Origin of the sequence: Arenibacter sp. F20364 (assembly GCF_023015905.1) — a bacterium.
Taxonomy (GTDB): Bacteria; Bacteroidota; Bacteroidia; order Flavobacteriales; family Flavobacteriaceae; genus Arenibacter.
Genome location: NZ_JALKBD010000026.1, coordinates 26,079 through 50,201 on the forward strand (window position 1 = coordinate 26,079; position 24,123 = coordinate 50,201).

Here is a 24,123-nt window from a genome sequence, read left to right on the forward strand (position 1 = left end):
GGATTTGCTATTTATATAAGTGACCAAGCGCGACTTAATTTTAACCAATATTCCTTATTTATCAATCATATATTTTTTATTTTCACGCAAATTTTAAAAATCAAACATGGCTACAGTAACACTTAAAGGAAATGCAATTAACACTATAGGAACATTGCCTCAGGCAGGAGGCAAGGCACCAGGATTTTCGTTGACCAAAGGAGACTTGTCCATCGTAAATTTAGAAGATTACAAAGGTGAAAAAGTAATATTGAATATTTTTCCTAGTGTAGATACCGGTACATGTGCCCAATCCGTTAGGGAATTCAATAAAAAAGCTGCTGAATTGGGAAACACAAAGGTCTTATGTGTTTCCAAAGATCTTCCATTTGCCCAAGGGCGTTTCTGTGGTGCGGAAGGAATTGAAAAGGTAGAAATGTTGTCCGATTTTAGGGATGGTAACTTTGGGAAAGCCTATGGTGTTGAGTTTATAGACGGGCCACTTCAGTCCCTTCACGCCAGATCGGTTGTGGTTTTAGACCAGGAAGGTAAGGTAACATATACGGAACAGGTTGCGGAAACGGTTGACGAGCCTAATTATGAGGCGGCCTTAGAAGCATTGCTGGATGCCTAAGGAGAGCTTCTTGATGAACCGCATTAAAAGTGTGGGCTTCGCTTTCAAGGGAGCTTTTCTCTTGATAAGAACAGAATCCAGCATTAAGATTCAGGTTTTTATCACTTTGGTGATGACCGCTGCTGGATTCTATTATGAAATTTCCAACACGGAATGGATTTTTCAGGTTATGGCAATTGGATTGGTATTGGGTATTGAGGGGCTTAATACCGCTATTGAAAAAACAGCTGATTTTGTCCATCCAGAATTTGATGAAAAAATTGGGTTTATTAAGGATATCTCTGCAGGGGCGGTTATGCTGGTAGCCATTGCTGCATCTATTGTAGGTCTTATCATCTATATTCCCAAGATCTTTTAGGAACTTTAATTATACCCAATTGTCTGCGCGGCCTATACAGTGTTTCCTTAAAATACTATTTCAAACGGAAAAGTTCTGATGAGTTCATAAGTAAATTTGTAATTTAGCCACCAGAATTTAAGATTTAATGGCAAAGAAGGTAAAAAAACCCAAGTCAGCAACCAGTAAAAAAGGCTTTTCCTTAAAATTATCGCAACAGAACAAAGTTATTTTTGGGGGGTTGTTAATGCTTTTAAGTATTGCACTGTTCTTTTCTTTTATATCATTTTATTTTACCTGGCAGGATGATCAAAGTTTACTTACCGAATTTGCTGACAGAAATGAACAGGCCAAAAATTTATTGAACAAATTTGGAGCCAATGTGAGTCATTTTGTCCTCTACAAAGGCTTTGGTATTTCATCCATCATATTTACCTTTCTACTATTTCTTTCGGGTCTACACCTATTTTTAAGCATGCAAAAACAGGGGCTGCTAAAAAAATGGATATGGGGATTGGTATTGATTATCTGGTTCTCCGTAGCTCTTGGATTTTTGGCAGCGGGAAAACCGCTGTTAGGAGGTATGGTCGGTTTTGAGATCAACGACTACCTTCAAGATTATGGGGGGAAAGTAGGGGTATTTCTACTATTGCTTTTTGGTCTGATCGTTATTTTGGTAAGATTGTTCCAATTTGCCCCGGACAAGGCAGTTGCTTATATAAGCGATAAGGGAAAATCTTTGGCCACTGAGTTTAAAAACGGTAAGGCAGGGAAGGTTGTCGATAATGACAGGGAGAACGATATTTTATATACCAACGATAAGGATAAGGATAAAGAAGAAACGCCGGTGGTTATAGATACCTACACCCATAAAAAAGATATTCCCGTTTTGGCTAAAGAGGATGTGGACGAGGAATTTGAAGTTAAGGTGGGAACCGAAGAGGATACTATTGCCATGGAGGTGGAAAAAATTAAGGAAGAGAAAGAGGAGTCCGACAATATTTCCGATAAACTTGTGGAGGATTTTGGTGAATTTGACCCTACCTTGGAATTGGGCAATTTTAAGTTTCCCCCATTGGACCTTTTGGACCAGCATGGTGCCAGTGGTGGTATTACCATCAATCAGGAGGAACTGGAGGAAAACAAGAATAGAATTGTTGAGACACTAAAGAACTATAAAATTGGTATTGCACAAATTAAGGCAACCATAGGTCCCACGGTTACCCTATATGAGATTGTTCCCGAAGCAGGGGTGCGAATTTCAAAAATTAAAAACTTAGAGGATGATATAGCCCTTTCTTTGGCTGCCTTGGGCATACGTATTATAGCTCCCATTCCTGGGAAGGGAACCATTGGTATAGAGGTCCCCAATAAAAATGCCACTATTGTTTCCATGCGTTCGGTAATTGCCTCCAGCAAATTCCAGAAAGCAGAAATGCAATTGCCAATTGCCTTTGGAAAAACCATTAGCAATGAAACCTTTGTGGTAGATCTGGCTAAAATGCCCCATTTATTGATGGCAGGGGCTACGGGACAGGGTAAATCTGTTGGTTTAAATGCAGTATTGACCTCTTTGCTATATAAAAAACACCCGGCAGAGGTGAAATTTGTTCTTATAGACCCCAAAAAGGTGGAACTTACCCTATTTAATAAGATAGAAAGACATTATTTGGCCAAATTACCGGATTCCGAGGAAGCTATAATTACGGATAACAACAAGGTAATAAATACCTTAAATTCGCTTTGTATAGAAATGGACAACCGTTATGAGTTGTTAAAGGCGGCCATGGTACGTAATATAAAGGAATACAACGCCAAGTTTAAGGCTAGGAAGCTAAATCCAAATGACGGGCATATGTTCCTCCCCTATATTGTCTTGGTTATTGATGAGTTTGCCGATTTGATTATGACCGCCGGGAAGGAAGTGGAAACACCTATTGCCAGGCTGGCACAATTGGCTAGGGCCATTGGGATACATTTGATCATTGCAACCCAAAGACCTTCGGTCAACGTAATTACCGGGATTATAAAAGCCAACTTCCCGGCTAGAATTGCTTTTCGGGTAACCTCAAAAATAGATTCTAGGACCATTTTGGATACCCAAGGAGCGGATCAATTAATTGGTCGTGGAGATATGTTATTTACTCAAGGCAATGACGTAACAAGGATTCAATGTGCCTTTGTGGATACCCCGGAGGTAGCCAAGATTACAGAATTCATTGGTTCGCAAAGGGCCTATCCGGATGCGCATTTACTTCCGGAATACCTAGGAAATGATGATTCTGGCACAAGTATTGATTACAACATATCTGATAGGGATGCCATGTTTAGGGAGGCGGCAGAAGTAATTGTAATTGCACAACAGGGTTCGGCTTCCTTGATACAAAGAAAGTTAAAGTTGGGATACAACAGGGCCGGGAGAATTATTGACCAATTGGAAGCGGCAGGTATTGTTGGTCCTTTTGAAGGTAGTAAGGCTCGTCAGGTTCTCGTACCCGATATTTATGCCCTAGACCAACTTTTGAGCAATGAAAGTGCATAAGAGGCACTATTAAAAATTAAATAGAAGACAAATGAAACTTAAATTATCTATTATAGTATTGGTATTATCTACTTCATTTTCCATGGCCCAAAGCGCTTCGAAGGCCAAAACTTTGTTGGATGAAGTGTATAATAAAGTAAAAAGTTATGACAATATTTTTGTAGACTTTAAATATAGCCTACACAATGAGGAGGCCAATATTAATACCGAAACCCGCGGGGATGTTACTATGCAAGGCGACAAGTATTTGTTCAATTATTTGGGTTCCAAGCAAGTGTATGATGGTAAAATGGTATATACCGTTGTTCCAGAAAATGAAGAGGTTACCATTGAAGAAAAATTGGATGATGAGAACACCATTACCCCTTCCAAAATGCTCACTTTTTACAAACAAGGGCACAACTATGATTGGGACATTTTACAAAATATCCAAGGCAGAAAAATACAGTTTGTGAAGTTGACGCCTATTGATACCAATTCTGAAATTAAGTCTATTCTGTTGGGGATAGATGTGGAGACCAAGCACATTTATAAACTTATTGAAACGGGTAAGAATGGTACAAAAACAACTATTACTGTTAATTCTTTTAAAATAGACCAGCCCTTGTCCAAAACCTTATTTACTTTTGATGAGAACAAGTATAAGAATGATGGCTACTACATCATAAGAAATTAGACATTGAGAATTCTAGACCGATATATATTATCGAGGTTCCTCTTTAATTTTTTCAGTTCGTTTGTGATACTGATGTTTATCTTTGTATTTCAAACGATCTGGTTGTTTATTGATGATTTTGCCGGTAAGGGCCTGGATATTTTTATTATCGGGAAATTCCTTTTTTATCTTATGCCCAACCTAATGGAGCGGGTAATACCCTTAACGGTGCTGCTCTCCTCTATCCTAACCTTTGGTACCTTTGCGGAGAATTATGAATTTGCCGCTATGAAGGCCTCCGGGATTTCTTTGCAAAGGGCTATGTTGACCCTTATTATTTTTGTAATCTTTTTAGGTGGGGTTACTTTTTATTTTGCAAATAATATTATCCCTGTTTCGGAACAGAAGATTTACAATTTAAGAAGGAATATCGCTAAGGTAAAACCGGCGGCCATTATTTCGGAAGGAGTTTTTAGTGATCTGGAGGGTACGGAGATGAATATGAAGGTGGACCGAAAATACGGGGAAAAAGATCGGTTCCTTGACAAGGTGATCATTCATGAAAAATCCAAGAATAAGGTCAATACTACAGTAATCAAGGCTGAATCAGGGGAACTTATTAGTAGTGAGCAATCAGATATTTTACAATTGGTATTGAAAGATGGGCATTATTATCAGGACATGATAACGAAGAATAACAAGGACAAGAAGAAAAACCCTTTTACCAAAGCCAATTTTAAGACCTATACCATAAACAAGGATCTTTCAGACCTTAACGATGTGGATTTGGATGAAGAGCGCGATGTAAGTACCGATAAAATGAAAAACATCTCGCGTTTAACCAAGGATATAGATTCCCTTAAAGAAGATAACGTAAGATTGGTGACGGCTTTTTCGAAAAACATTGTCGGCCGTATGGGCGCTTTTGTGCCGCTTAAGAAGCCCGATTCCTTATCTCAAATAACTATTGACCAAAAAAAGAAGGAAAGGGATTCCTTGGGCACTGTGGTATCTACAGATAGTATTATAGCACTTTTTCCATCTTGGCACCAAACGCAGATCATTAATTCTGCCAAGAGTTCCACTTCCAATATTATTACAAGCATACAGGGAAAGAAAAATGAACTTCAAATAAAATATAAGATCTATCGCCTTCATATTCTATCGCTACATAAAAAATATGCCTTGGCATTGTCTTGTATTATTTTGTTCTTTGTTGGGGCTCCATTAGGAGCTATCATCAGGAAAGGAGGATTAGGGTTGCCTATGGTAATTGCCATTATCTTATTTCTTACCTATTACTTTATTGGTGTATTTGCTGGTAATTACGCCAAGGAAGGAAATATTAATCCCATTATTGGGGCATGGCTATCCACGTTAATAATGTTACCTTTAGGTGTTTTCTTAACCAGACGGGCCACAGCGGACAAGGGTTTAATGTCTTTTGGAAGTATATTGGATTATTTTAAGGGCATATTTAAGAAGAAAGATAAAATTGCTGCAACATGACAACAAAAGTTGATAAGACCATTACGTTAAATACCATTGAGGAAGCTATTAAGGATATAAGGCAAGGCAAGGTAATTATTGTTGTGGATGATGAAAATAGGGAGAATGAAGGGGATTTTTTGGCAGCTGCAGAACTGGCCACTCCAGAATTGATCAACTTTATGGCTACCCATGGCCGGGGGCTTATATGCGCTCCACTTACCGAAGGTAGATGTAAGGAATTGGGTCTGCACATGATGGTGCACAATAACACCGACCCTATGGACACCGCTTTTACCGTTTCTGTGGATTTAAGGGGACACGGAGTAACAACGGGTATTTCTGCTGCCGATCGCGCAAGTACAGTGAAAGCTTTAACCAATGAAAGCATTAAAGCCCATGATTTGGGAAGGCCGGGGCATATATTTCCCCTGGTGGCCAAAGAAGGTGGAGTATTAAGAAGAACTGGACATACCGAAGCTGCCATAGATTTTGCCCGCTTGGCCGGACTTAAGCCTGCTGGGGTCATCGTGGAAATCATGAACGAAGATGGGACTATGGCCAGATTGCCACAATTGGTAAAAGTAGCCAAGACATTCGATCTAAAAATTGTGTCTATCGAAGCCCTTATTGCTTACCGAATGGAACACGACAGTCTGATCAGGAAAAAGGAAGATTTTAATATTGTAACCAGATTTGGGGAATTTAGATTGAGGGCCTATCAACAGACGACCAACAACCAAGTACATATAGCATTGACCAAGGGTACCTGGAAAAAGGATGAAAAGGTACTTACCAGAATAAATTCTACCTTGATCAACAATGATATTTTAGGCACCCTTACCAATAATCCGGACAAAAAATTAGAGGATATGTTCAATGCCATTAACGAAGAGGGCAAGGGCGCTATTGTTTTTATAAATCAGGAATCCGAATCCTTGAATTTATTGGGTAGATTGGGAGAACTAAAGGAATTGCAAAAACAGGGAATCTACAAGGCTCCCAAAGTTGATATGGATGCCAAGGATTTTGGTGTAGGAGCCCAAATTTTGCACGATTTGGATATCGCTAAAATTAGATTGTTGAGCAATTCTACCCACACTAAAAGGGTTGGACTTGTAGGCTACGGACTGGAAATTGTGGATTACGTAACGTATTAATAAGGACGTTTAAATCTTAAATAATAAATGCCGAAGGTTCAATTTCCTTTGGCATTTTATTTTGGCTCAAGGTAGTCCCGACTTACAAGGGTCTTACCCAGATGTTTCTAAATTGAGTTTTGTTGCCGTGGTCCTGTAGTGAAAGTACATCATCACCATGGGCAGAGGGGTAGTCATGCAAACCAATATAATAGGTGTTACCACTAATCTCTACATTATTTTGTACTAGAACACCGTTGTGTAGAACCGTAATCCTCGCCTTGGCATCCAATCGGCCATCTTTTTTAAATCTAGGGGCCGTATAGATTACGTCGTAAGTGTTCCATTCCAATGGACCGCGCATCGCATTTACCAAGGGTGCGTGGTCTTTATAAATACTAGCTGCCTGTCCGTTTCTATAGGTACGGTTATTGTAAGAATCCAATATTTGCAATTCATATCTGTTCTGCAAAAATAATCCGCTATTGCCCCTACCCTGGCTTGAACCTTCCACCACATCCGGAGCACTAAATTCTATGTGAATCTGGCAGTCACCAAATTTCATCTTTGTACTTATACCTCCAGATCCGGGAACTACTTCCATATGGTTATTGTCTACAATTTTCCATGGTGCCGGTTGTGCATTGTCTTTTTGTTTTACCCATTGATCCAAGTTTGTGCCATCAAATAAAATTATTGCATCCGAAGGGGCGTCTCCCAATGTTTTTGCAGGAGTCACTACACTTACTTCTGGTTCCCATATTTCCGTCATTTCTGCCTTCATGGGCATAGGGGATACTTCAGGAGGAGTGCTGATATGTTTGTTTTGTGCTTCTATTTGCAAACAAAAAGCAATAGAAAATAGGAAAAGGAAAATAGTCTTGGAATTCATATTACTAAAAGATTTAATGGTGATTTGATTTGCTATTTTAAATATACTTATATTCCTCAAGATTTACATGGATATATATTAATATTCTTAAGGTCAATACTTGTTCAGTTTTCATCACCCCAATTATGGCGAAAGATACATGTAGTTGATATAAACCAATGGCTGTTTATATATTTCAAGTGAAACTAGGGATTTTGATCCTTATGTTTCACCTTATATATAATTCTATTGACCCATCTCAAGTTCGAGTTCCCCTCCTTTTACTATTTGTGAGTGTCTTACGGTGAATCCATTTAGAGCTTTACCATCCAAACTGGAGCTTTTTATAAGCCAGTTATCCATATCGCTGTTTTTTACCTTTATAGTAAATTTATTGCCTTTATAATATTGGGGATGAAGACTTATCTCTATGGTGTCAAAAATTGGACTTCCCAATTCATAAACCGGATCATTTTCGGTTCCTCCGTTCATTTGAAAAAGACCTATTTTCATTAGAACGGATAAACTTCCCATAAGTCCCTGGTCTTCATCGCCATTGTAGCCAGTTGCAGGAGAAAGTCCACTAAAAACTTTGTCTACCACTTTTCTAGACCAAAATTGCGCTAGATCGGGCCTGTCCAACTGATTAAATACAAATGCCGTCTGAATGGATGGTTGGTTACCGTAATTGATGGGTATACGTCTATATTCCGGGTGAAGTTCCTGCGAGTGCGAATTACCTGCTGTGAACCCTAGTTTTTCCGCCACCTCGAATTGATGATTCAATTTTTCAGCGGCCTTCGATTTGCCGCCCATCAAGTTTGCCAAACCGCCAATGTCATGAGGTACAAACCACGTTGATTGTGCCCCATTCGACTCTATAAATCCATGCTGGTGTTCGTAAGGATCATAATTCTCCAACCAACCTCCTTCTACATCCTTTGGTCTCATCCAACCGGAAACTTTGTCGAATACATTTTGGTAATTATAGGAACGCAGGGCAAACACATCATAGTCATCCTTATGCCCAAGTTTTTTGGCCAATTGTGCCAAGGTCCAATCTTGGTAGGCATATTCCATAGTTAGGCTAGCTCCGTCCTGGTGTCCTCCAAATTTACCCTCGGGAATCGGATAGGGAACAAAACCGTTATTCAGGTAATACTTAAAGCCTCCACCAAGCGCTGTTTTATGTTCATAACCAGCCTTTTCCATAATTCCTCCTGGCATATGATTTTTCTTTAATGCCTGATAAATAAATTCGGTATCTTCCTTAATAATACCTTTCTGAATGGCGCTGACTATAAAAGGGGTAGACGAGGCACCTGTCATAACATAAGTGTAATTGCCCCCTGAAGGTCCCCGTGGGACCAAACCACCATCCCGATAATATTGTATCAGGGAATGGACAAAATCTTCCATAATATCTGGATAGACCAAGCCCCAAAGCGTATTTATAGTCCATTGGGCTCCCCAGAAGGAATCGGAATTATAATGGTTAAATTTAGGTTGTCCGGCAGGATCCAAGGGTATTTGTCCTATTCTAAGGTTATCTCCAGTATTATCGGGATAGGCTCCATTAATATCACTTATTACCCTTCTACCTTGCAAAGGGTGCCAAAGGTCCGTATAAAATCTGCGCTGTTGTGTTTCTGTACCTCCTTGAATTTTAATTCTACCAAGAAAACCATTCCACTCTTCTTCGGATTCGTCCACCACCTTTTGAAAATCCCAATGGTTCAGTTCCGAATCCATATTTACTTTCGCATTTTCGACAGACGTATAGGATATACTGGCTTTCATTAATACATTCCGGTTTTTTTCATCCATGAAAACTAAATAATTGCCAGTTTCCGGATCTTGGACAAAAGCACTTATTTCCGAGTCGAATTCTATCTTGAAAAACAATTTGAAGGGTTTGGGCCTTCTATGGGTAGGACTCATTTCCAACTCACCGGTAAGAATTTTGTTTCCTATTTTTTCCATTTTTCCATTTACATTTTCACTGGGTCCCAAAAGGGTATTCAGATTAAATAGTATGGCAGGACTACCTTCGCTAGGAAAGGAGTATTTGTGGAAGCCTACTCTTTTGGTACTGGTAAGTTCCGCTGATATTCCATAGCGCTCTAGATCTACCAGATGATAGCCTGGAGAAGCCTTTTCTGCTTGGTGATTAAATTTGGAATAAAAATCTTTAAATACCCCAGTCTCGTTTTCAGAGGTAATGCTTACCGGCATTACTGATAGCCCTGAAATCTGCCATCCGTGAACATGGCTAAAGCCTTTGATGGTATCTGTCTTGTGTCTATAACCACTTCCCCATGCTCCGTCAATTTCTGTATCCGGACTTAAATTCACCATGCCAAAGGGTCTGGATGCCGAAGAGAAAAAGAACCATCGTGAGTTTTCCGAATCGAGTTGTGGATATACTAGGTCAACAAAATTATCAGGTTTAGGGTTTTCCGATTGTATTTCTTTACAAGAATTAAATGTAAAAATGGTGAGTAGCAAAAGAAAAAAAATAGATGCTTGATTAATCTTCATTAAGTTGATTTTATGTTGAATAACATTTTTGTATCAATAATAACTCAATAATTGGAGAAATCCACAATATTTCGTAGAACATTTGCCATTTTTTCAGCCCTTGAAGTAACCTCCTCATCTGTCCAACCCAATTTGATTAAACAGGAAATATTTCTGCCCACCCATTGATCAGATTTGGAAAAATCGGACATATTATAATTCGGCAATCCCTCTCTTAACTCCATGGAAAAACTGTTCAGGCTATTCAAATCCTTTAAATGCTCCCATTTTCTGTAATAATGCCAATTGTTAATGAACCAATAAAAGCAGGCATCCACGCCATTTTCAGAAAAAACCTTGATTGTCTTTCTGGCCATTTCTTCTGTTGGCAGATAGAAACTGAGGAAGGAATAGTTCTCAACACCATTTTTTGGGACTCGCCTAAAGCTAATTCCAGGGATTTTTTCCAAGGTAGAACGTATTATAGAATAATTTTTTTTCTGGGTAGTTATAAAATCGTCCAAACGTTCTATTTGGGCAAGGCCTACGGCGGCATGCAGTTCCGAAATCCTATAATTATAGCCCAAGATCGGATGGCCTTCCGCTCCCCTATCCTTACCAATATGATCATGTCCATGATCTGAATATTGGTCGGCGAGTTTATAAAATTCCTGGTTATTGGTAATCACTGCACCCCCCTCTCCACAGGTAATGGTCTTTACATAGTCGAACGAAAAACATCCCAAATCCCCGTAACTTCCCAAAGGTTTACCGTCGTAACTGCCGCCAATGGCCTGACAGGCATCTTCCAAGAGAATTAGGCCGTGTTTTTCACAAATCACTTTTAATGGTGCCAGATCTGCCATGGATCCACACATATGAACAGGCATCACTACTTTGGTTTTATCGGTAATTGCGTTCTCGACGGCAAGGGGGTCTAGGGTAAGTGTGTCGTCTACATCCACTAGGATAGGAACAGCCCCTACGGAGAGGACTGCTTCAAAGCTTGCCACAAAGGTAAATGTGGGCAATATAACTTCATCCCCCGCACCTACTTTGGCACAGGCCAAAGCCACTGTCAGGGCTGCAGTTCCACTGCTCACCAATTGGGCATGGTTCACTTGCATTCGCTTTTCTAGGGCCTTTTCCAGTTCTTTTGCTTTCCAATGGCCATTCCTCATGCCATCAAAACCATACCGCATTAATACTCCTGAATCCAAAACGTCATTGACCTGTTCGCGTTCCTTGTCTCCAAAAAGTTCAAATCCTGGCATATTTTAATTCTTAATTATTAGGTTATTAAATTGATTTTTTGTGCTTGGATCAGGGTATATGAATGATACTTTCATCCAAGTCCCGACGCACTTTTTTTAGGGTTGCGAACATATCGTCTGTTGCCCTGTATCCGACGGGAAGTACTAAGACCGAAGTGAGTTCTAGTTTGTCCAGACCTAACAGCTTGTCGTAAGATTTGGGTACAAATCCCTCCATAGGACAGGAATCAATTTCTTCCATGGCACAAACGGTGAGCAGCGTGCCCAATGCGAGATAGGCCTGATTGGTGGCCCATCCCCTGACCTCCTCAATTTCCTTTTTGGAAAAGGTTTCCACCAATGCACCCTTGAATGGATCCAGTATTTCATCGGAAGTATTTCTAATTTGTTGTACCCTGGCGAAATAGTCATGTATAAATTTCTTGTTAATTTGTTTTTCAATGCATATAACAAAAACGTGGGATGCCTGTGCTACTTGTTTTTGGCCAAAGGAAAACTTTACCAATTCCTTTTGTAACTCCTTATTTTGAACCACTAATAATTTAATGGGTTGCAATCCGTACGAAGTGGCTGTTAAGTTAAAGGCTTGCTTTAATTTATCCAGTTGATCCTCTGTCAACAACTTATCAGTATTAAATTTCTTTACGGCATAGCGCCATTCCAATTTCTTGATAATATCCAAAATAATTTATTTTAATTAAAAAACCATAGTTTAATGGACATGAAAATGACCACTATAATCAAAAGAATTTTTACAATCCCATCTCCTTTGTCCGCCGACCATCTGCTTGTGAACCATCCCCCTAGGGTCTGTCCTGAAGCCAAAGTTAAGCCTATTTCCCAATCCAATTTGCCATTCAATCCAAAAAGTATGAGAGCGGCAGAGGTGTAAACCACCATTACCACCGCCTTAATGACGTTGGACTTCATTAATGTTAGGTGATTGATGGATGACAGTACCAACAATACAAATATACCTGTTCCGGCTTGGATGAAGCCACCGTAAATACCAATAAAGAAAAAGGCAACGATTCCCCAAAACTGACGTTTTCCTGTTATTTGCTCTTCAAAATTACTGATTTGTAATCTGGGCTGGATTAGCATTATAACAACGATCAAGACCATTACAATGGCCAAGATCTTATTGAAGGCGGAGTCATTGATGTCTATGGCCAGTTTGGAACCAATTAAGGTGCCTGCTGTGGCCACAATGGACAGATATAGAATAAACGGACTTGCTACTTCCTTTCCCTTGCTTTTATAGCCGGCAACATTGGCAATTCCCTGGGTCAAAACCGCAATTCTATTGGTACCATTGGCAACGCTTGTGGGAAGGCTCAAAAAAATAAGTATGGGCAAGGTGAGAAGGGAGCCTCCGGCCGCCAAAGTATTGAGTGCTCCAACTACGAAGCCTAACAAAGCCAAAAGTACATAGTGGTACCATTCTTCCATCGGGCAAAAATAAGGTCTTGGGAAGAATCTAGCATTATTAAAATTATTAAATAAAAAATCGTTTTTCTTTTAAAAAGAATAAAAAGGTTTCTATATTTGCACCCGCTAAGGAGAAATGGCAGAGTGGTCGAATGCGGCAGTCTTGAAAACTGTTGAGGGTCACACCTCCGGGGGTTCGAATCCCTCTTTCTCCGCTGGGAATTTACCAAATTCCACCAAAAGCCCGTAAACATTATGTTTTCGGGCTTTTTTAATTTTCCAAAATATCAAATAAAACCATAAAATATCATAGAAAAGGTGCGGTATTCGGTGCGTATTTTTTAAACAAAATTTACGCACCGAATTAGCTGTAATGATGTAATTTTCAATCGGTTACCGATTATATATTACAATTAATTTTTTATATTTATTCCGCATTTTAAATACGCACCTATGAAAACAACATTCTCAGTTCTTTTTTATCCAAGAGGAAATGATATGGATAATGAAGGTGAGGCCCCTGTTTATGCTAGAATAACCGTAAATGGTAAGCGGAGTGAATTCAGTATCAAACGGAAGGTACTAATGGCAAAATGGAACGCTTCAGCTGGAAAAATGAAAGGTAATTCGTCTAAGGTTCGTGAATTGAACGCTTATATCGACAAGATTCGTTATAAGATATACCAAATTCATGAAAATCTCATGGATCGTAACGATCCGATTACCGCTGATTTGATTAAGAATATTTTTCTTGGTAAATCAGACAAGGATAAAATGTTGTTAAAAATTTTCCAAGATCATAATGACAAGATAGCTGCATTGGTGGGCAAAGATTATGCTCCTGGCACTGTAGAACGGTATTGTACGGCCAAAAAACATGTAGAAGAATATATTAAAAAGGAGTATAAGGTAGAGGATATCCCAATCAAGAAAGTTGATCACGCCTTTATAGATGGGTTTGAATATTATTTAAAAACGGAACGCGATTGTTCCCATAATACTGCGGTGAAGTATATTACCAATTTTAAAAAGATAGTCCGGATTGCATTTGCGAATGATTGGATCCAAAAAGATCCTTTCCTTCATTGGAAAGGCAGATTGAAAATTGTGGACCGTGAATTTTTGACCGAATCTGAAATTCAGCAGATGTTGGAAAAAGAAATCAGTAATGCCAGGTTGGATCAAGTAAAGGATATCTTTCTTTTTTCCTGCTTTACGGGATTGGCCTATTCGGACGTGAAAAAGCTTTCCAATAACAACCTAGTTTTGGGAATAGACGGTGAAAAATGGATAAAAATAAAAAGATCCAAAACGGACACCCGTAGCAATATACCCATTCTGCCTTCGGCACAGGCTATTATTGACAAGTATGCCGAACATCCTGCTATTCTGAACGGAGATAGAATATTACCTGTATTAAGCAATCAAAAAATGAACGCCTATCTTAAGGAGATAGCTGATCTTTGTGGCATAAATAAAAATTTAACCTTTCATTTGGCCAGACATACTTTTGCCACAACCGTAACTTTGACCAATGGCGTGTCTATTGAATCTGTAAGTAAAATGTTGGGGCATAAATCCTTGAAAACCACCCAACATTATGCCAAAATATTGGACAGGAAAGTAAGTGATGATATGAAAATGTTGAGGAAGAGATTAAATTTTAACAGCTAGATCAGAGCAGTTACCTTGAAACATTTTTTAGTGTCCAAATTTGATATTGTACATTGAAATGTAAAATCAATCTTTATGCTTAAGGGTGTACATTCCTCTAGAGGGATTATCTAAGACCCCTTGCGACTTTAATAAGGAGATATAGGTCATGATCGTGCTATATTTCATTTTGGGATGATCATTTTTGATGAGTTCTACCAATTGATTTTTTGTAAGGATACTTTGATCAACAAAATAAGACTGTACCTTAAGCTTAAATAAATTATTCAAAATCAATTACTTTATTTAAATCTACCTATAATTTATAGATATTTATATAATTATTAGAAATTTATTCTGAGATTTTTAAGGCCTTTAGCAAGGTAATACAAGTTGTTGTTTAGCGATTGCGGCAATTTTCTTTTTTAATAAGAACCTCATGATGACAGTTGGAGGTTATATTTGTTATTCATAAGTTAAGACATGAAAAATAAGTTTGTATTAACAAATCTATTTTTCAAACTTCAAAAAAAAAGAGGGCGTAGGGGTGCGTCCTCTTTTCTATTTATAATTGTACATGTTGTCAATCTTCAATAGGAACAATACCATTCGAGGCTGATTTTTTTATAGGCCATCATCTTCATATACTTTTTGATTGAATCTTATGATGAGCTCCTCCAAAAATCGAGTCTTGCTATCTTTTCTACTTTTTATCTCGGCATACGTTTTATAAATGTTGTCCAGACGAATATTGAACAAATCCTCAAATGCGGATGCAATGCCTTTTATATCCTCCTTACCATTATTAACCGCAGAACTCGAATAAAGCGCATATATCAATTCTGTCAAGGCAGCTTTGGAGGCACTCCAAACCAATGCTCTCTTGGGTTTCTCAATCTGCAAAGCTTTATGTTTTTGTAATTTTAATAGTTTTATAAGTTCCTGGAGGTATAGGATAAACTTATTCATGCCCTTTATTCGTGCCCAGAGCATATCATGTGAAGTAAAGAACTTGGGGTCAAGATAACAGGCTTCTGGTAGGGAGTAAAGGGGAAATACTTGGTTGGACCTTGTAAAGTACTGAACGTCCAGATAGGTGAGCTCTTGTTCCATGTAATGGACAAAATCCCAATTTCTATTAAAGAATTTATTGATGCGCTTAATTTTCTTTTCCAAAAAGTTCAATTGATTTCCAAGACCTATCTTGGGCATCAATAGTTCACAAGACCTGACTTCGCTAAAATAGACCAGATAGCTTAAGGGTTCAGATTTTACCATTTTAAAGAAGTATATTTCTTCCTCAATGGATTTGAAGCCTTTTTTTTCCACTATTAACTTCAGCAAATAAAGAGCATTATTGCTTAGATGAATTCCTTCATTGCTTTTTTTTAGGTCAATCCTTTTACTTGATTGAATTTCCTCCAGTTTTTGAAAATAGCCATCAATAATGTGCTTGAATCGATTATCCATCCTACTAACTTTTAATGCTATGTTGGTGAAAAGCAATTCAGAAGATTAAGTTTAGGTATATTATATTCTAGTGGGGCGAGTTCACTTTTTCAACCACTGTTTTCAAGCATCCCTACCAATTCCAAATTATAATTGTCCTTGGATTGGACATAGGCAATTTGTGATATGGCCATTGCGCCTAGCTTTCTTTTTTCAAAGGCAGAAGTCATTCCAAATGGTATTTTGTCAAATCCCGTCTCCCCTGCCCTCTTTATGGTCTGGTATAATAGCTGACGATATACCTGATGAACCTTGGCATATTCATAGTCCATTCCTATAAAGGCAGGAACATAGGCATTATCAACATTTTTGTAGCAAAACATTACTCCTACCACTAACTCCCTGCCATCCTTGGCAAATGCTGCCTTAAGGCTCAGTATTATAAACTCCCAACCTGGGTGATCACTCATTATTTTAAATATTTTTTTCGGAAAAGGAAAGGTATTGAGGCCAAGATTGTTTTGCCTAACGTTGTCCATTAGGTTAAATAAATTGTTATGTTGGCTGGGTTCGATTTTATCCGTGACCACTACTTTAAATCGTTCTATATAAGGCTCAATATCTTTTCTAAAATGACTTCTGGAGCGTTTGGATAGGTTTGAAATATAGGTAGTGTTATCTTTCCATTTGAGATTGGATATTCTGCTGGAATCCGGCATTGACACTTTTATGAAACCATGATTATGGAAAAACTCATGTAGTTTTTCGTCCTTGGTAAAATCTCTGAATACTAACATTTTAGCATTGAATTTACGATCCAATTTTTCCAGTTCGTCGAGTAGTCGGTGTAAGGCTTCATGCCATAATGGATGGGAGGTGTCCAAATATAAGTGCTCACCTTCCGTAAACAAAGAACCCATCCCAAGAACATGAGAAGTCATGTGGTAGGGATGATGTTTTCTTATTTCCTCTACTTTTTGGGAGACCGATTCAGGGGCCAACATGTCGTCCTTCCAAAGGGAGTAGGTAAAAAAAGTGGCCAATATAGGTTTATCCAATAGGTCTCGAACAATGTAATAATGGAATTTCCAATTTTCCTCCTTTTTCTTGTTCTTTGAAAAAACCGCTTCTAAAAATCGGAGACCTTCCCAATCGAAAATGCCATATTCCCCCAATAAACCGTCCCACTCATTTTTCGGTATTTTGAAAATACTATTGGCATAGTGCACATTGAGTTCAATTTTATGCTTTGTGTCAATTTTTCCTTTTTCAATTACTGCTAGTTTAAATGCTGATCTTACAGTTTTATCCGTTGTATTGGTGGCTTCCAAAGCACGGGGATAATGATATTGCATGGCTTCCACCAAACCTTTGATTTCTTCCTTTTGATTGTGCCTTGAAATAGTAATGCGCACACCGGTATTTTTTACAGGAACGGCAGGGAATAATCCCAAATTGACAAAATATCCTTCCTTCATCATGCGGTTTACAAAATTATATCCCGTTACCGGCATTCCGGTGCCTATATAGAATACGGGTGAATTGTTATGTTCAACCAATGGGAGCTCCGATTCGGAAAGGAGCATATTGAAATATGTGATACGATCCACAAGGTCGGCCTGTAAGGAATAGATCTCGGAAGATAAATGTATATCAGCCGAGGCAATCGCGGCTGCTACTGATGCCGGTTCCAATTGGGCCGAAAAGGTCAAGGGCCCGCCAAAGTTTTTAATTTTGGAGTACATTTTGGCATTGGCACATGTAAATACGGAACCGCTTGCCCCAAATGTCTTACTTAAAGTTCCAAAAAGCAATACCTGTTCCGGTAGCTCCTTTAAAATGTCCAGGACATATCCGGTACCATTCTTCCCTATCCAGCTCATGCCGTGCACATCGTCAAAATATAAGTGTAGTTGTTGATATTTGTTGCAAAGTTTCATAAGCTCCATCACTGGAGAAACATCGCCGAACATGGAATATACCCCATCGGCCATGTACCAGATCCTTTTATGTTTAGAAGCAAGTTTTCTGATTTTGTCCTCCAGCATTTCCAGATTATTGTGCCTGATCATATCTATGGGAATGCTCCTGGCCTTTAGAAGTTTTGCGGCACTTTGTACGCTCCAATGAACTTGGTGATCTAGAATAATGGCATCTTGATCGTCAACTGCACTGGGTATCACCCCAATATGACCCAGAGTGCTGTTTTTAGTAATTATAACGGGACTGGAATACATTTCAGTGACCTTGTCCTCCAAAGTCTTGTACAAGGGATGTGAGATATAGGTTTTGGAGAGGGGAAATTGAGTCCCGTACCTATTGATGGCATCTACAGCTGCTTTTTTTAATCTTGGATCTTGTTCCAGACCTAGGTATCCGGTAGTTCCGAAATGAAATAAATTCTTATCCCCTATTCTTATATGTCTACCGGTGAACTGATCACCTTCTGCATACAGATGTAATATGCCCTGCTTTTTGGCATCGTTAAATACACTATCTACAGTATCAAGAAAATTATTGGGTTTTATCTTTGCCATTTTGAATCGGATTTATTGGTTGTGCAATGGTCGTATTATTAGTTTTGGACATATAAACTACATAAAATCAATAGTATAAATCTTTATTCCAAGACCTTGATACTTAATAAATCCCTTTTAGAACATTAATAATCCCTTACAGATAAGTTCTGAAGCATTTTATCGATAATCCTACAAAATTTGTATAAAAATTATTACTTTGAGTTGCATTTTTGAAAAGTTACCATGAAAAATAGTTTCGAAAATGAATATGCTCAGTATGGTATAGATAATGGAATTGTCCGATTTATTTACAAGCAAAATATTACAATTCAATTGGCCGGTGCCATGGAAATAGTGTCGGATCGTTTACAACTGCAAAAAGGCAAGGCATATCCTATACTCTGTGATATTCGAGGCATAATAGAGATAAACAAAGATGCCAGAAGATTTCTGGCTACCGAAGGCTCTTCGCTCACAAAAGCCGTAGCCTTTATTTCCGATAATCCCTTATCCCAAATTTTGACCGATCTATATATATTGGCCAATATGCCCCCTACTCCCACTAAGGTCGTATGCAGTGAGTTGGAAGGATTACAATTCCTTTCTGAATTCATCGAATGATTGTAGCAACTAAATCTGAATAGAATATAGAATCCATAAATAATAAGCGTAATTGGGTAAAACAGCCGATAACTATGGAAAATGTGACATATAACGGCAGGCTAAATAAGGTATTTCAACTTTTAATCGAAATATCAAGGGGTAATTTTTCCTATCGGTTGGAAAGAACGGATAAGCGGGACGAGTTGGAGGCGCTTACGGCTATAGTGAATATTGTTGCCGAAGAAATAAAGGATTCCTTTTTACATCAGGGGTATGTTAATATGCATGATTCGTATATGCATTTGGTACAAATGATTTTTTTCTTGGACAAGAACTTAGAGATAACCTATGCAAATCAAGATGTCACCCAATTATTACAATGGAAAAGTAAAGAGTTACTTGATCTACCCTTGGTGAATCTACTTGAAAAAGAATCGGTGATAAAATGGGTCGATTATACAAAAACGCTAAGCTCAGACCATGATTTTGATAGTAATCTGAGGCTTGTATTTAGGACTAAAATGAATTTGCAACTTCCTGCATATTGTAAGATGGTTGAGCTACCCCAAAAGGATAACTCCATTACCCAATATATGCTAATATCATCTGATATTATAAAAAACACCAAACTCTACGAAAGAAAATTACAATCCAAAATATTAAAACAAATACGACTCCCTAAGTCCAATCATTCTTTGGTTGAAAAGTCTTTCTTAAACGTATCCGATTTGGAAACTTTTAGGGCCATAGGAACCTATCTCAAAAACAATCTAGATAAAAATGCCCCATCCCTTCAGGAGTTGGCCCATGAATTTGGAACCAATGAGTATAAACTGAAGAAAGGTTTCAAGGAGTTGTTTGGAATGACGGTGTTTCAGTTTCTAAAAAATGAGCGACTTAGAAATGCGCATGTTTTGGTGAAAAGTTCCAATGAACCTTTTAAACGCATTGCACGACAAAATGGATTTAAGAATGCTACCCATTTTTCAAGGGAATTTAAAGCAAGGTATGGATATACGCCTAGAGACCTAAGGCTCAACTCCTGACCGCAACAAATATTTCAACTAATCCTTTTCAGAACAGTTATTATCCCAGAGAGATAATTCAACCAACTTAATTTTATACCATTCAATATCAAAACGAAACAAATGATATGAAATGGTATCAAAAGCATAGGGAGATAATTGTCGAGGTCACCAGTTTGTTATTCATTATCCTATTTGCGTATGCCGGACTTACCAAACTTCTGGAAGGGCATCTGTTCTATGACAACATCAGAAACTCCCCCGTACTGGGTGGTAAGGCCATGGCGTCCTTGGCCTCTTGGACCATACCTTTATCGGAACTGGCCGTTGCCCTATTATTGCTTTGGAAAAAAACGAGATTGATGGGGCTCTATGGGGCAATGGGCCTTATGTTATTATTTACCGGCTACACCCTGGCCATTGTATTTTTTGCCCCCTATAAACCTTGTTCCTGTGGAGGTATTATCTCCCTGTTGTCATGGGAACAGCATTTGGTATTTAATCTGGTTTTGTTTCTTTTGGCCATGATGGCCATATTCCTCTCCCCCAAACATAAAAATAATACATGGAACAAGATCCATCAAGGCCCTTAAATGGCCATGGCACCACAAATAAAAAGTAAAATAATGAAGATATTTTGTTGCAACAAAAGCAGGAGAAAGACCGAAAACCTGTAGAAAAGAGTAGGCACTTATTATTAATTAAAATTATTTAATCATGAAAAAGTTTAAATTGATATTACCGATGTTGGCATTTATTTTTGCCATTACACTGTCGTTTGCCTTTGTGAATACAACCGCAGAGGATTATTACACTACCGGATTCATTAAGATTGATTCCACCTGGTATCCTGTAGATGTCGATTGCCCACAAAATGAGCAAAACGACTGCCTTGCACAGATTGAAGGCGAATCTGAAACCTATGAGGTACATAATGGCCCTAGTGAAACGGCACCGATTCTTAAAAGTGCTTCTCCGGCACCAAAGGTGATCGAAGACCCTAGATAGTGTAAAAAAGGACACCGAGCGCCAATAGTGCTCGGTGTTTTTTCATTGAACTTAAAAGACAATAGTGCTATTCTGATTTAGACAATACTCGGTATTACCAACTTTAAGGCAGACTCTTATCCTCCTTTAAAACAAATTCAAACAAATTTTTGTCTTTTAAATATTTTTTTGCCGTATTCTCGATATCCTTAAGATTTAGTGACTTTATATACCTTTCAATTTCAGGAATGGCGACCCAGGACTCCCCATACTTATAATAGTGGTATGTTTTCAAACAGACTTTATATAGACTTTGTTTTTCTGCGCTATACTTAGGAAGTATGCGATTCCCAATAACCTCATTAAATCTCTCTTTATCAAATCCTCCTTTTTTTAGATCGGACACAAATTCTTTACATATCTCTCGCAAGCCTTCCAGTTCTTCACGAACACAATCAAGTTGCATCTGAAAAGTATAAAACATGGATTCCCTATTGAACTTTGTCAGGGCCCATACATTGTAAAGTGCGGCCTCATCCCTATAGCGTAATTCTTGTATTTTGGAATTCATCAATGATCCTAGGACCTCCATTTTTATTTGCTCCCTCCAATCATTAATATTATTGGTATTAACAACATAATTAAGAGAATACCTAACACTTTTCATTTCATAGGAGGCATCAAGGTCGCTAACATAAAACTCCCTATATATCGGCCCTTTAGGAATTTCAACTTCAGATCCTGTAGTGGTGCAGGAAATGACTTCGGATTTACTTGGAAGATTCCCCAAATATTTCTGTACCAATAGTGTAATGGTCTCAGTAGAAAAATCTCCACTGATCATAAAGGTATAGTCAGTTGAATTGCCAATAAGTTGCCCATAAATATTCATGGCCCGTTCCATCTTGGTTTTTTTTATACCATTATAACCAATTGTTCCCTGGGGAATTTTAGAGTAATCTCCGATAAATTTTCTCATGAGTACGTTAAAATCTTCTTGAATAACGCCATAGGTAGGATCAAAATACCTTTGTTCCTCTGTTGACTTCCAATCCTCAAAAGCCCGAATATCCTTTCGTGGTTGTACAACATAAAGATATAAAAGTTGAAATAAGGTTTCCAGGTCCTCTTTAGATGCAGTACCTTTTATACCCGATTCCTTATATTTTATATAGGGTTTGACTCCTTGCCATAAGCTTTTATTTTTAAGAAAGCGGTTTATTTGAAACTTATCCAATGCCCCAACGCCTGAATTTGAAACAATGTGCGGCGCATTGATAGCGGAAAAATAATCTTCTTCAGGAAAGCAAGAGGCACCATAGGGCCTAAATCCATGAATTGATATTTTATCCCTGTCCCTTGTTAAGGAAGGTTCTACATTTTGGAGTATCACCTTGACCCCATTGTCCAAAACCAGTTCTTTGGTCCCAATAGGGTCATTTCCCTTGTCCATATAACCAATTGGCGATAGCTGTGATATCTCCGTATCACTCATCAAACTGCTTGGTACCTTCACGTCAACAGTATTCCCGACTCCTTCCTTTATCATTTCTGATATCCAATTACGAACCTGTACTTCCGAAAATATCGATCTATTATCTCCGGGAGGAGCTATAATCCCTATGTCATTGGGAGATTTCGATAGATAACCTTTGGCCATTGCATTAAATTCCTCCAGTGATAATTCGCGTAACCAATGTTGTAATTTTAGGTTCTTTTTGTTCGGAATTGCAATGCCGTGGACAAGGTAGTTTTCCAGTTGTTGCATCCAATAATCCAAATTGGAAGTGGCATCAACATCCAAAGCTTCCAAACTCTCGTTCTTGACCTGCTCCCATTCCTTTTGGCCAAAACCAAATTCTTTGGCCTGCATAATTATTTCAGTAGCATTTTTAATGGCCAACTCCTCCTGACCTTCCGCTGCCCGTATTGCAACCAATTGTGCGGGGCCAATGACATTAGGTGCAACAGTATTGGCCGAATAAGAGGAACCATAATCACTGCCCACTTGCCCAAAACGCAGGTTGACCAACTTTTCCAACATTTCCCATATTACGGTTCGCTGTAGACCTTCCCATGTACCTTTCAATTCCAATGTACGCTTGTCTCGCATGTACAAGTGAATATTTACGGTTTGTGAACGGGGTACATCATCCTTGCCAAATCCTTGCTGTACACTAAAGTGATCAGGGCTCTCAAGATATTCCTTTATACAATCAACAGTATTTATAGCACTTCTATGCGATTTTATACCCGAAAAACGTAATTTTATCCTATCCACTACATCGACTATATTGGTGGTATCCCCTACAATGACCAGGGCCATTCTGTCCGGCCGGTACCATTTTTTATAAAAATCTATTAGCGCATTGGGGGTAAAATTTTTGTTGATTTCGAAGAAATTGGAAAAATCCTGTTTACATGGGAATAGGGAAGACTCCATTCTTGTCTTGGCAAAAAATCCGCTCAGATCATCCCCCTGCCTATAAATTTGTTCCTGTCTCAATGGTCCTTTTTCCTTATTTATACTAGGAGCGCTCAGGTCCAGATCGGAAATATTTTGAAACCAATGAAGGGCCGTATCCAAAGCCTCCCTATTTCCGTTGGGAACATCAAAGGAATACCAGGTAGACATAGCGGTAGTCTGCCCAAAAATATCGCCGCTATCCATTCCTAAACGGGATAACAAAACAGGATTATCCAGGAGGTTTACCGGGAAATCCTTACTACATTTAAACGCCAAATGCTCTAATGCATGGGCAAAATCCAATTGTCCCGGCTCTTCATTATGACTGCCGACCTTTACGTACAATCGCACTTTCATTTTTTTTGAGGGGCCATCCAAATGTTTAATATAATACGTAAATCCATTGGGCAATTTGCCATATTTAATATCTGGATCTAAGACGACCCGATCCATGGTTATCTCTGACTGTCCATGTATGCCGGTGAAACTCAACAATAATATGATGCCCAATCCGGACAAGTATCTTTTTATATTATTCATTATTATTTAC

20 protein-coding genes and 1 tRNA gene are annotated in these 24,123 nt (G+C 38.5%); 12 read left to right on the forward strand and 9 right to left on the reverse strand.

The window, feature by feature from the left end; all coding sequences use genetic code 11:
- Positions 1-106: 106 nt before the first annotated feature.
- The 6 genes from tpx to ribB all read left to right on the forward strand — a co-directional run bounded on the left by tpx (position 107) and on the right by ribB (position 6,795).
- Entirely contained in the window at positions 107-613 is a 507-nt protein-coding gene (gene tpx / locus MWU84_RS18045) for a thiol peroxidase (RefSeq protein WP_246904341.1), read from the forward strand.
- A complete protein-coding gene (locus MWU84_RS18050; protein ID WP_246904344.1) occupies positions 606-971 on the forward strand; it encodes a diacylglycerol kinase family protein in 366 nt (121 codons plus the stop codon). Before tpx ends, MWU84_RS18050 begins: the two co-directional genes overlap by 8 nt.
- A 127-nt stretch (positions 972-1,098) precedes the next feature.
- Positions 1,099-3,492: a DNA translocase FtsK gene (locus MWU84_RS18055; RefSeq protein ID WP_246904346.1), complete on the forward strand. Its 2,394-nt coding sequence runs from the start codon at positions 1,099-1,101 to the stop codon at positions 3,490-3,492.
- Between the two features lie 31 nt (positions 3,493-3,523).
- Entirely contained in the window at positions 3,524-4,168 is a 645-nt protein-coding gene (locus MWU84_RS18060; protein WP_246904348.1) for an outer membrane lipoprotein carrier protein LolA, read from the forward strand.
- Positions 4,169-4,171: 3 nt separating this feature from the next.
- A complete protein-coding gene (locus MWU84_RS18065; protein ID WP_281502583.1) occupies positions 4,172-5,656 on the forward strand; it encodes an LptF/LptG family permease in 1,485 nt (494 codons plus the stop codon).
- A complete protein-coding gene (gene ribB / locus MWU84_RS18070; protein ID WP_246904351.1) occupies positions 5,653-6,795 on the forward strand; it encodes a 3,4-dihydroxy-2-butanone-4-phosphate synthase in 1,143 nt (380 codons plus the stop codon). The genes MWU84_RS18065 and ribB overlap by 4 nt, the downstream gene beginning before the upstream one ends.
- A gap of 82 nt (positions 6,796-6,877) precedes the next feature.
- On the opposite strand, the gene MWU84_RS18075 is transcribed toward ribB, so the two are convergent.
- The 5 genes from MWU84_RS18075 to MWU84_RS18095 all read right to left on the reverse strand — a co-directional run bounded on the left by MWU84_RS18075 (position 6,878) and on the right by MWU84_RS18095 (position 12,891).
- Positions 6,878-7,666 (reverse strand): DUF1080 domain-containing protein, encoded by a 789-nt coding sequence (locus MWU84_RS18075; protein WP_246904354.1) that lies wholly within the window; start codon positions 7,664-7,666, stop codon positions 6,878-6,880.
- A gap of 225 nt (positions 7,667-7,891) precedes the next feature.
- Positions 7,892-10,186, reverse strand: coding sequence for a GH92 family glycosyl hydrolase (locus MWU84_RS18080; RefSeq protein WP_246904355.1), 2,295 nt, complete (start codon positions 10,184-10,186; stop codon positions 7,892-7,894).
- A 44-nt stretch (positions 10,187-10,230) separates the two neighbouring features.
- Positions 10,231-11,439 carry a DegT/DnrJ/EryC1/StrS family aminotransferase gene (locus tag MWU84_RS18085; protein ID WP_246904356.1) on the reverse strand — a complete coding sequence of 403 codons (1,209 nt, stop codon included), beginning with the start codon at positions 11,437-11,439 and terminating at the stop codon, positions 10,231-10,233.
- 49 nt (positions 11,440-11,488) lie between these two features.
- On the reverse strand, positions 11,489-12,121 hold the full coding sequence (locus tag MWU84_RS18090) for an NAD(P)H-dependent oxidoreductase (protein WP_246904357.1): 633 nt from the start codon (positions 12,119-12,121) through the stop codon (positions 11,489-11,491).
- Between the two features lie 11 nt (positions 12,122-12,132).
- Positions 12,133-12,891, reverse strand: coding sequence for a sulfite exporter TauE/SafE family protein (locus tag MWU84_RS18095; RefSeq protein WP_246904358.1), 759 nt, complete (start codon positions 12,889-12,891; stop codon positions 12,133-12,135).
- A gap of 109 nt (positions 12,892-13,000) precedes the next feature.
- Between MWU84_RS18095 and MWU84_RS18100 the strand changes: the two genes are divergently transcribed.
- Both MWU84_RS18100 and MWU84_RS18105 read left to right on the forward strand, forming a co-directional pair.
- Positions 13,001-13,085 (forward strand) — tRNA-Ser (locus MWU84_RS18100).
- Positions 13,086-13,323: 238 nt separating this feature from the next.
- Complete coding sequence (locus MWU84_RS18105; protein WP_246904359.1) at positions 13,324-14,544, forward strand: site-specific integrase; 1,221 nt, start codon at positions 13,324-13,326, stop codon at positions 14,542-14,544.
- A gap of 66 nt (positions 14,545-14,610) precedes the next feature.
- Here MWU84_RS18105 and MWU84_RS18110 read toward each other — a convergent pair whose 3' ends face one another.
- From MWU84_RS18110 to MWU84_RS18120, 3 genes are all read right to left on the reverse strand, one after another.
- On the reverse strand, positions 14,611-14,814 hold the full coding sequence (locus MWU84_RS18110) for a hypothetical protein (protein WP_246904360.1): 204 nt from the start codon (positions 14,812-14,814) through the stop codon (positions 14,611-14,613).
- 333 nt (positions 14,815-15,147) lie between these two features.
- Entirely contained in the window at positions 15,148-15,993 is an 846-nt protein-coding gene (locus MWU84_RS18115) for an RteC domain-containing protein (RefSeq protein ID WP_246904361.1), read from the reverse strand.
- 89 nt (positions 15,994-16,082) lie between these two features.
- Positions 16,083-18,509, reverse strand: a complete 2,427-nt coding sequence (locus tag MWU84_RS18120) for an aminotransferase class I/II-fold pyridoxal phosphate-dependent enzyme (RefSeq protein WP_246904363.1) — start codon at positions 18,507-18,509, stop codon at positions 16,083-16,085.
- A gap of 225 nt (positions 18,510-18,734) precedes the next feature.
- On the opposite strand from MWU84_RS18120, the gene MWU84_RS18125 reads away from it, so the two are divergent.
- From MWU84_RS18125 to MWU84_RS18140, 4 genes are all read left to right on the forward strand, one after another.
- Positions 18,735-19,112, forward strand: coding sequence for a hypothetical protein (locus tag MWU84_RS18125; protein ID WP_246904364.1), 378 nt, complete (start codon positions 18,735-18,737; stop codon positions 19,110-19,112).
- Between the two features lie 74 nt (positions 19,113-19,186).
- Entirely contained in the window at positions 19,187-20,140 is a 954-nt protein-coding gene (locus MWU84_RS18130) for an AraC family transcriptional regulator (RefSeq protein WP_246904366.1), read from the forward strand.
- A gap of 107 nt (positions 20,141-20,247) precedes the next feature.
- Positions 20,248-20,712, forward strand: coding sequence for a MauE/DoxX family redox-associated membrane protein (locus tag MWU84_RS18135; RefSeq protein WP_246904368.1), 465 nt, complete (start codon positions 20,248-20,250; stop codon positions 20,710-20,712).
- Positions 20,713-20,836: 124 nt separating this feature from the next.
- Positions 20,837-21,127 carry a DUF6520 family protein gene (locus tag MWU84_RS18140; RefSeq protein WP_246904370.1) on the forward strand — a complete coding sequence of 97 codons (291 nt, stop codon included), beginning with the start codon at positions 20,837-20,839 and terminating at the stop codon, positions 21,125-21,127.
- Between the two features lie 103 nt (positions 21,128-21,230).
- On the opposite strand, the gene MWU84_RS18145 is transcribed toward MWU84_RS18140, so the two are convergent.
- The gene (locus tag MWU84_RS18145; protein ID WP_246904372.1) at positions 21,231-24,113 is read right to left on the reverse strand and encodes an insulinase family protein; all 2,883 of its coding nucleotides are present in this window, start codon (positions 24,111-24,113) and stop codon (positions 21,231-21,233) included.
- Between the last annotated feature and the right edge of the window lie 10 nt (positions 24,114-24,123).

Excerpts from the sequence above, each read along its gene's own strand:
- tpx (WP_246904341.1), top strand. The coding sequence starts at position 107 with ATGGCTACAGTAACACTTAAAGGAAATGCAATTAACACTATAGGAACA.
- MWU84_RS18050 (WP_246904344.1), top strand. The coding sequence starts at position 606 with ATGCCTAAGGAGAGCTTCTTGATGAACCGCATTAAAAGTGTGGGCTTC.
- MWU84_RS18055 (WP_246904346.1), top strand. The coding sequence starts at position 1,099 with ATGGCAAAGAAGGTAAAAAAACCCAAGTCAGCAACCAGTAAAAAAGGC.
- MWU84_RS18060 (WP_246904348.1), top strand. The coding sequence starts at position 3,524 with ATGAAACTTAAATTATCTATTATAGTATTGGTATTATCTACTTCATTT.
- ribB (WP_246904351.1), top strand. The coding sequence starts at position 5,653 with ATGACAACAAAAGTTGATAAGACCATTACGTTAAATACCATTGAGGAA.
- MWU84_RS18075 (WP_246904354.1), bottom strand. The coding sequence starts at position 7,666 with ATGAATTCCAAGACTATTTTCCTTTTCCTATTTTCTATTGCTTTTTGT.
- MWU84_RS18080 (WP_246904355.1), bottom strand. The coding sequence starts at position 10,186 with ATGAAGATTAATCAAGCATCTATTTTTTTTCTTTTGCTACTCACCATT.
- MWU84_RS18085 (WP_246904356.1), bottom strand. The coding sequence starts at position 11,439 with ATGCCAGGATTTGAACTTTTTGGAGACAAGGAACGCGAACAGGTCAAT.
- MWU84_RS18095 (WP_246904358.1), bottom strand. The coding sequence starts at position 12,891 with ATGGAAGAATGGTACCACTATGTACTTTTGGCTTTGTTAGGCTTCGTA.
- MWU84_RS18105 (WP_246904359.1), top strand. The coding sequence starts at position 13,324 with ATGAAAACAACATTCTCAGTTCTTTTTTATCCAAGAGGAAATGATATG.
- MWU84_RS18115 (WP_246904361.1), bottom strand. The coding sequence starts at position 15,993 with ATGGATAATCGATTCAAGCACATTATTGATGGCTATTTTCAAAAACTG.
- MWU84_RS18120 (WP_246904363.1), bottom strand. The coding sequence starts at position 18,509 with ATGGCAAAGATAAAACCCAATAATTTTCTTGATACTGTAGATAGTGTA.
- MWU84_RS18125 (WP_246904364.1), top strand. The coding sequence starts at position 18,735 with ATGAAAAATAGTTTCGAAAATGAATATGCTCAGTATGGTATAGATAAT.
- MWU84_RS18130 (WP_246904366.1), top strand. The coding sequence starts at position 19,187 with ATGGAAAATGTGACATATAACGGCAGGCTAAATAAGGTATTTCAACTT.
- MWU84_RS18135 (WP_246904368.1), top strand. The coding sequence starts at position 20,248 with ATGAAATGGTATCAAAAGCATAGGGAGATAATTGTCGAGGTCACCAGT.
- MWU84_RS18140 (WP_246904370.1), top strand. The coding sequence starts at position 20,837 with ATGAAAAAGTTTAAATTGATATTACCGATGTTGGCATTTATTTTTGCC.
- MWU84_RS18145 (WP_246904372.1), bottom strand. The coding sequence starts at position 24,113 with ATGAATAATATAAAAAGATACTTGTCCGGATTGGGCATCATATTATTG.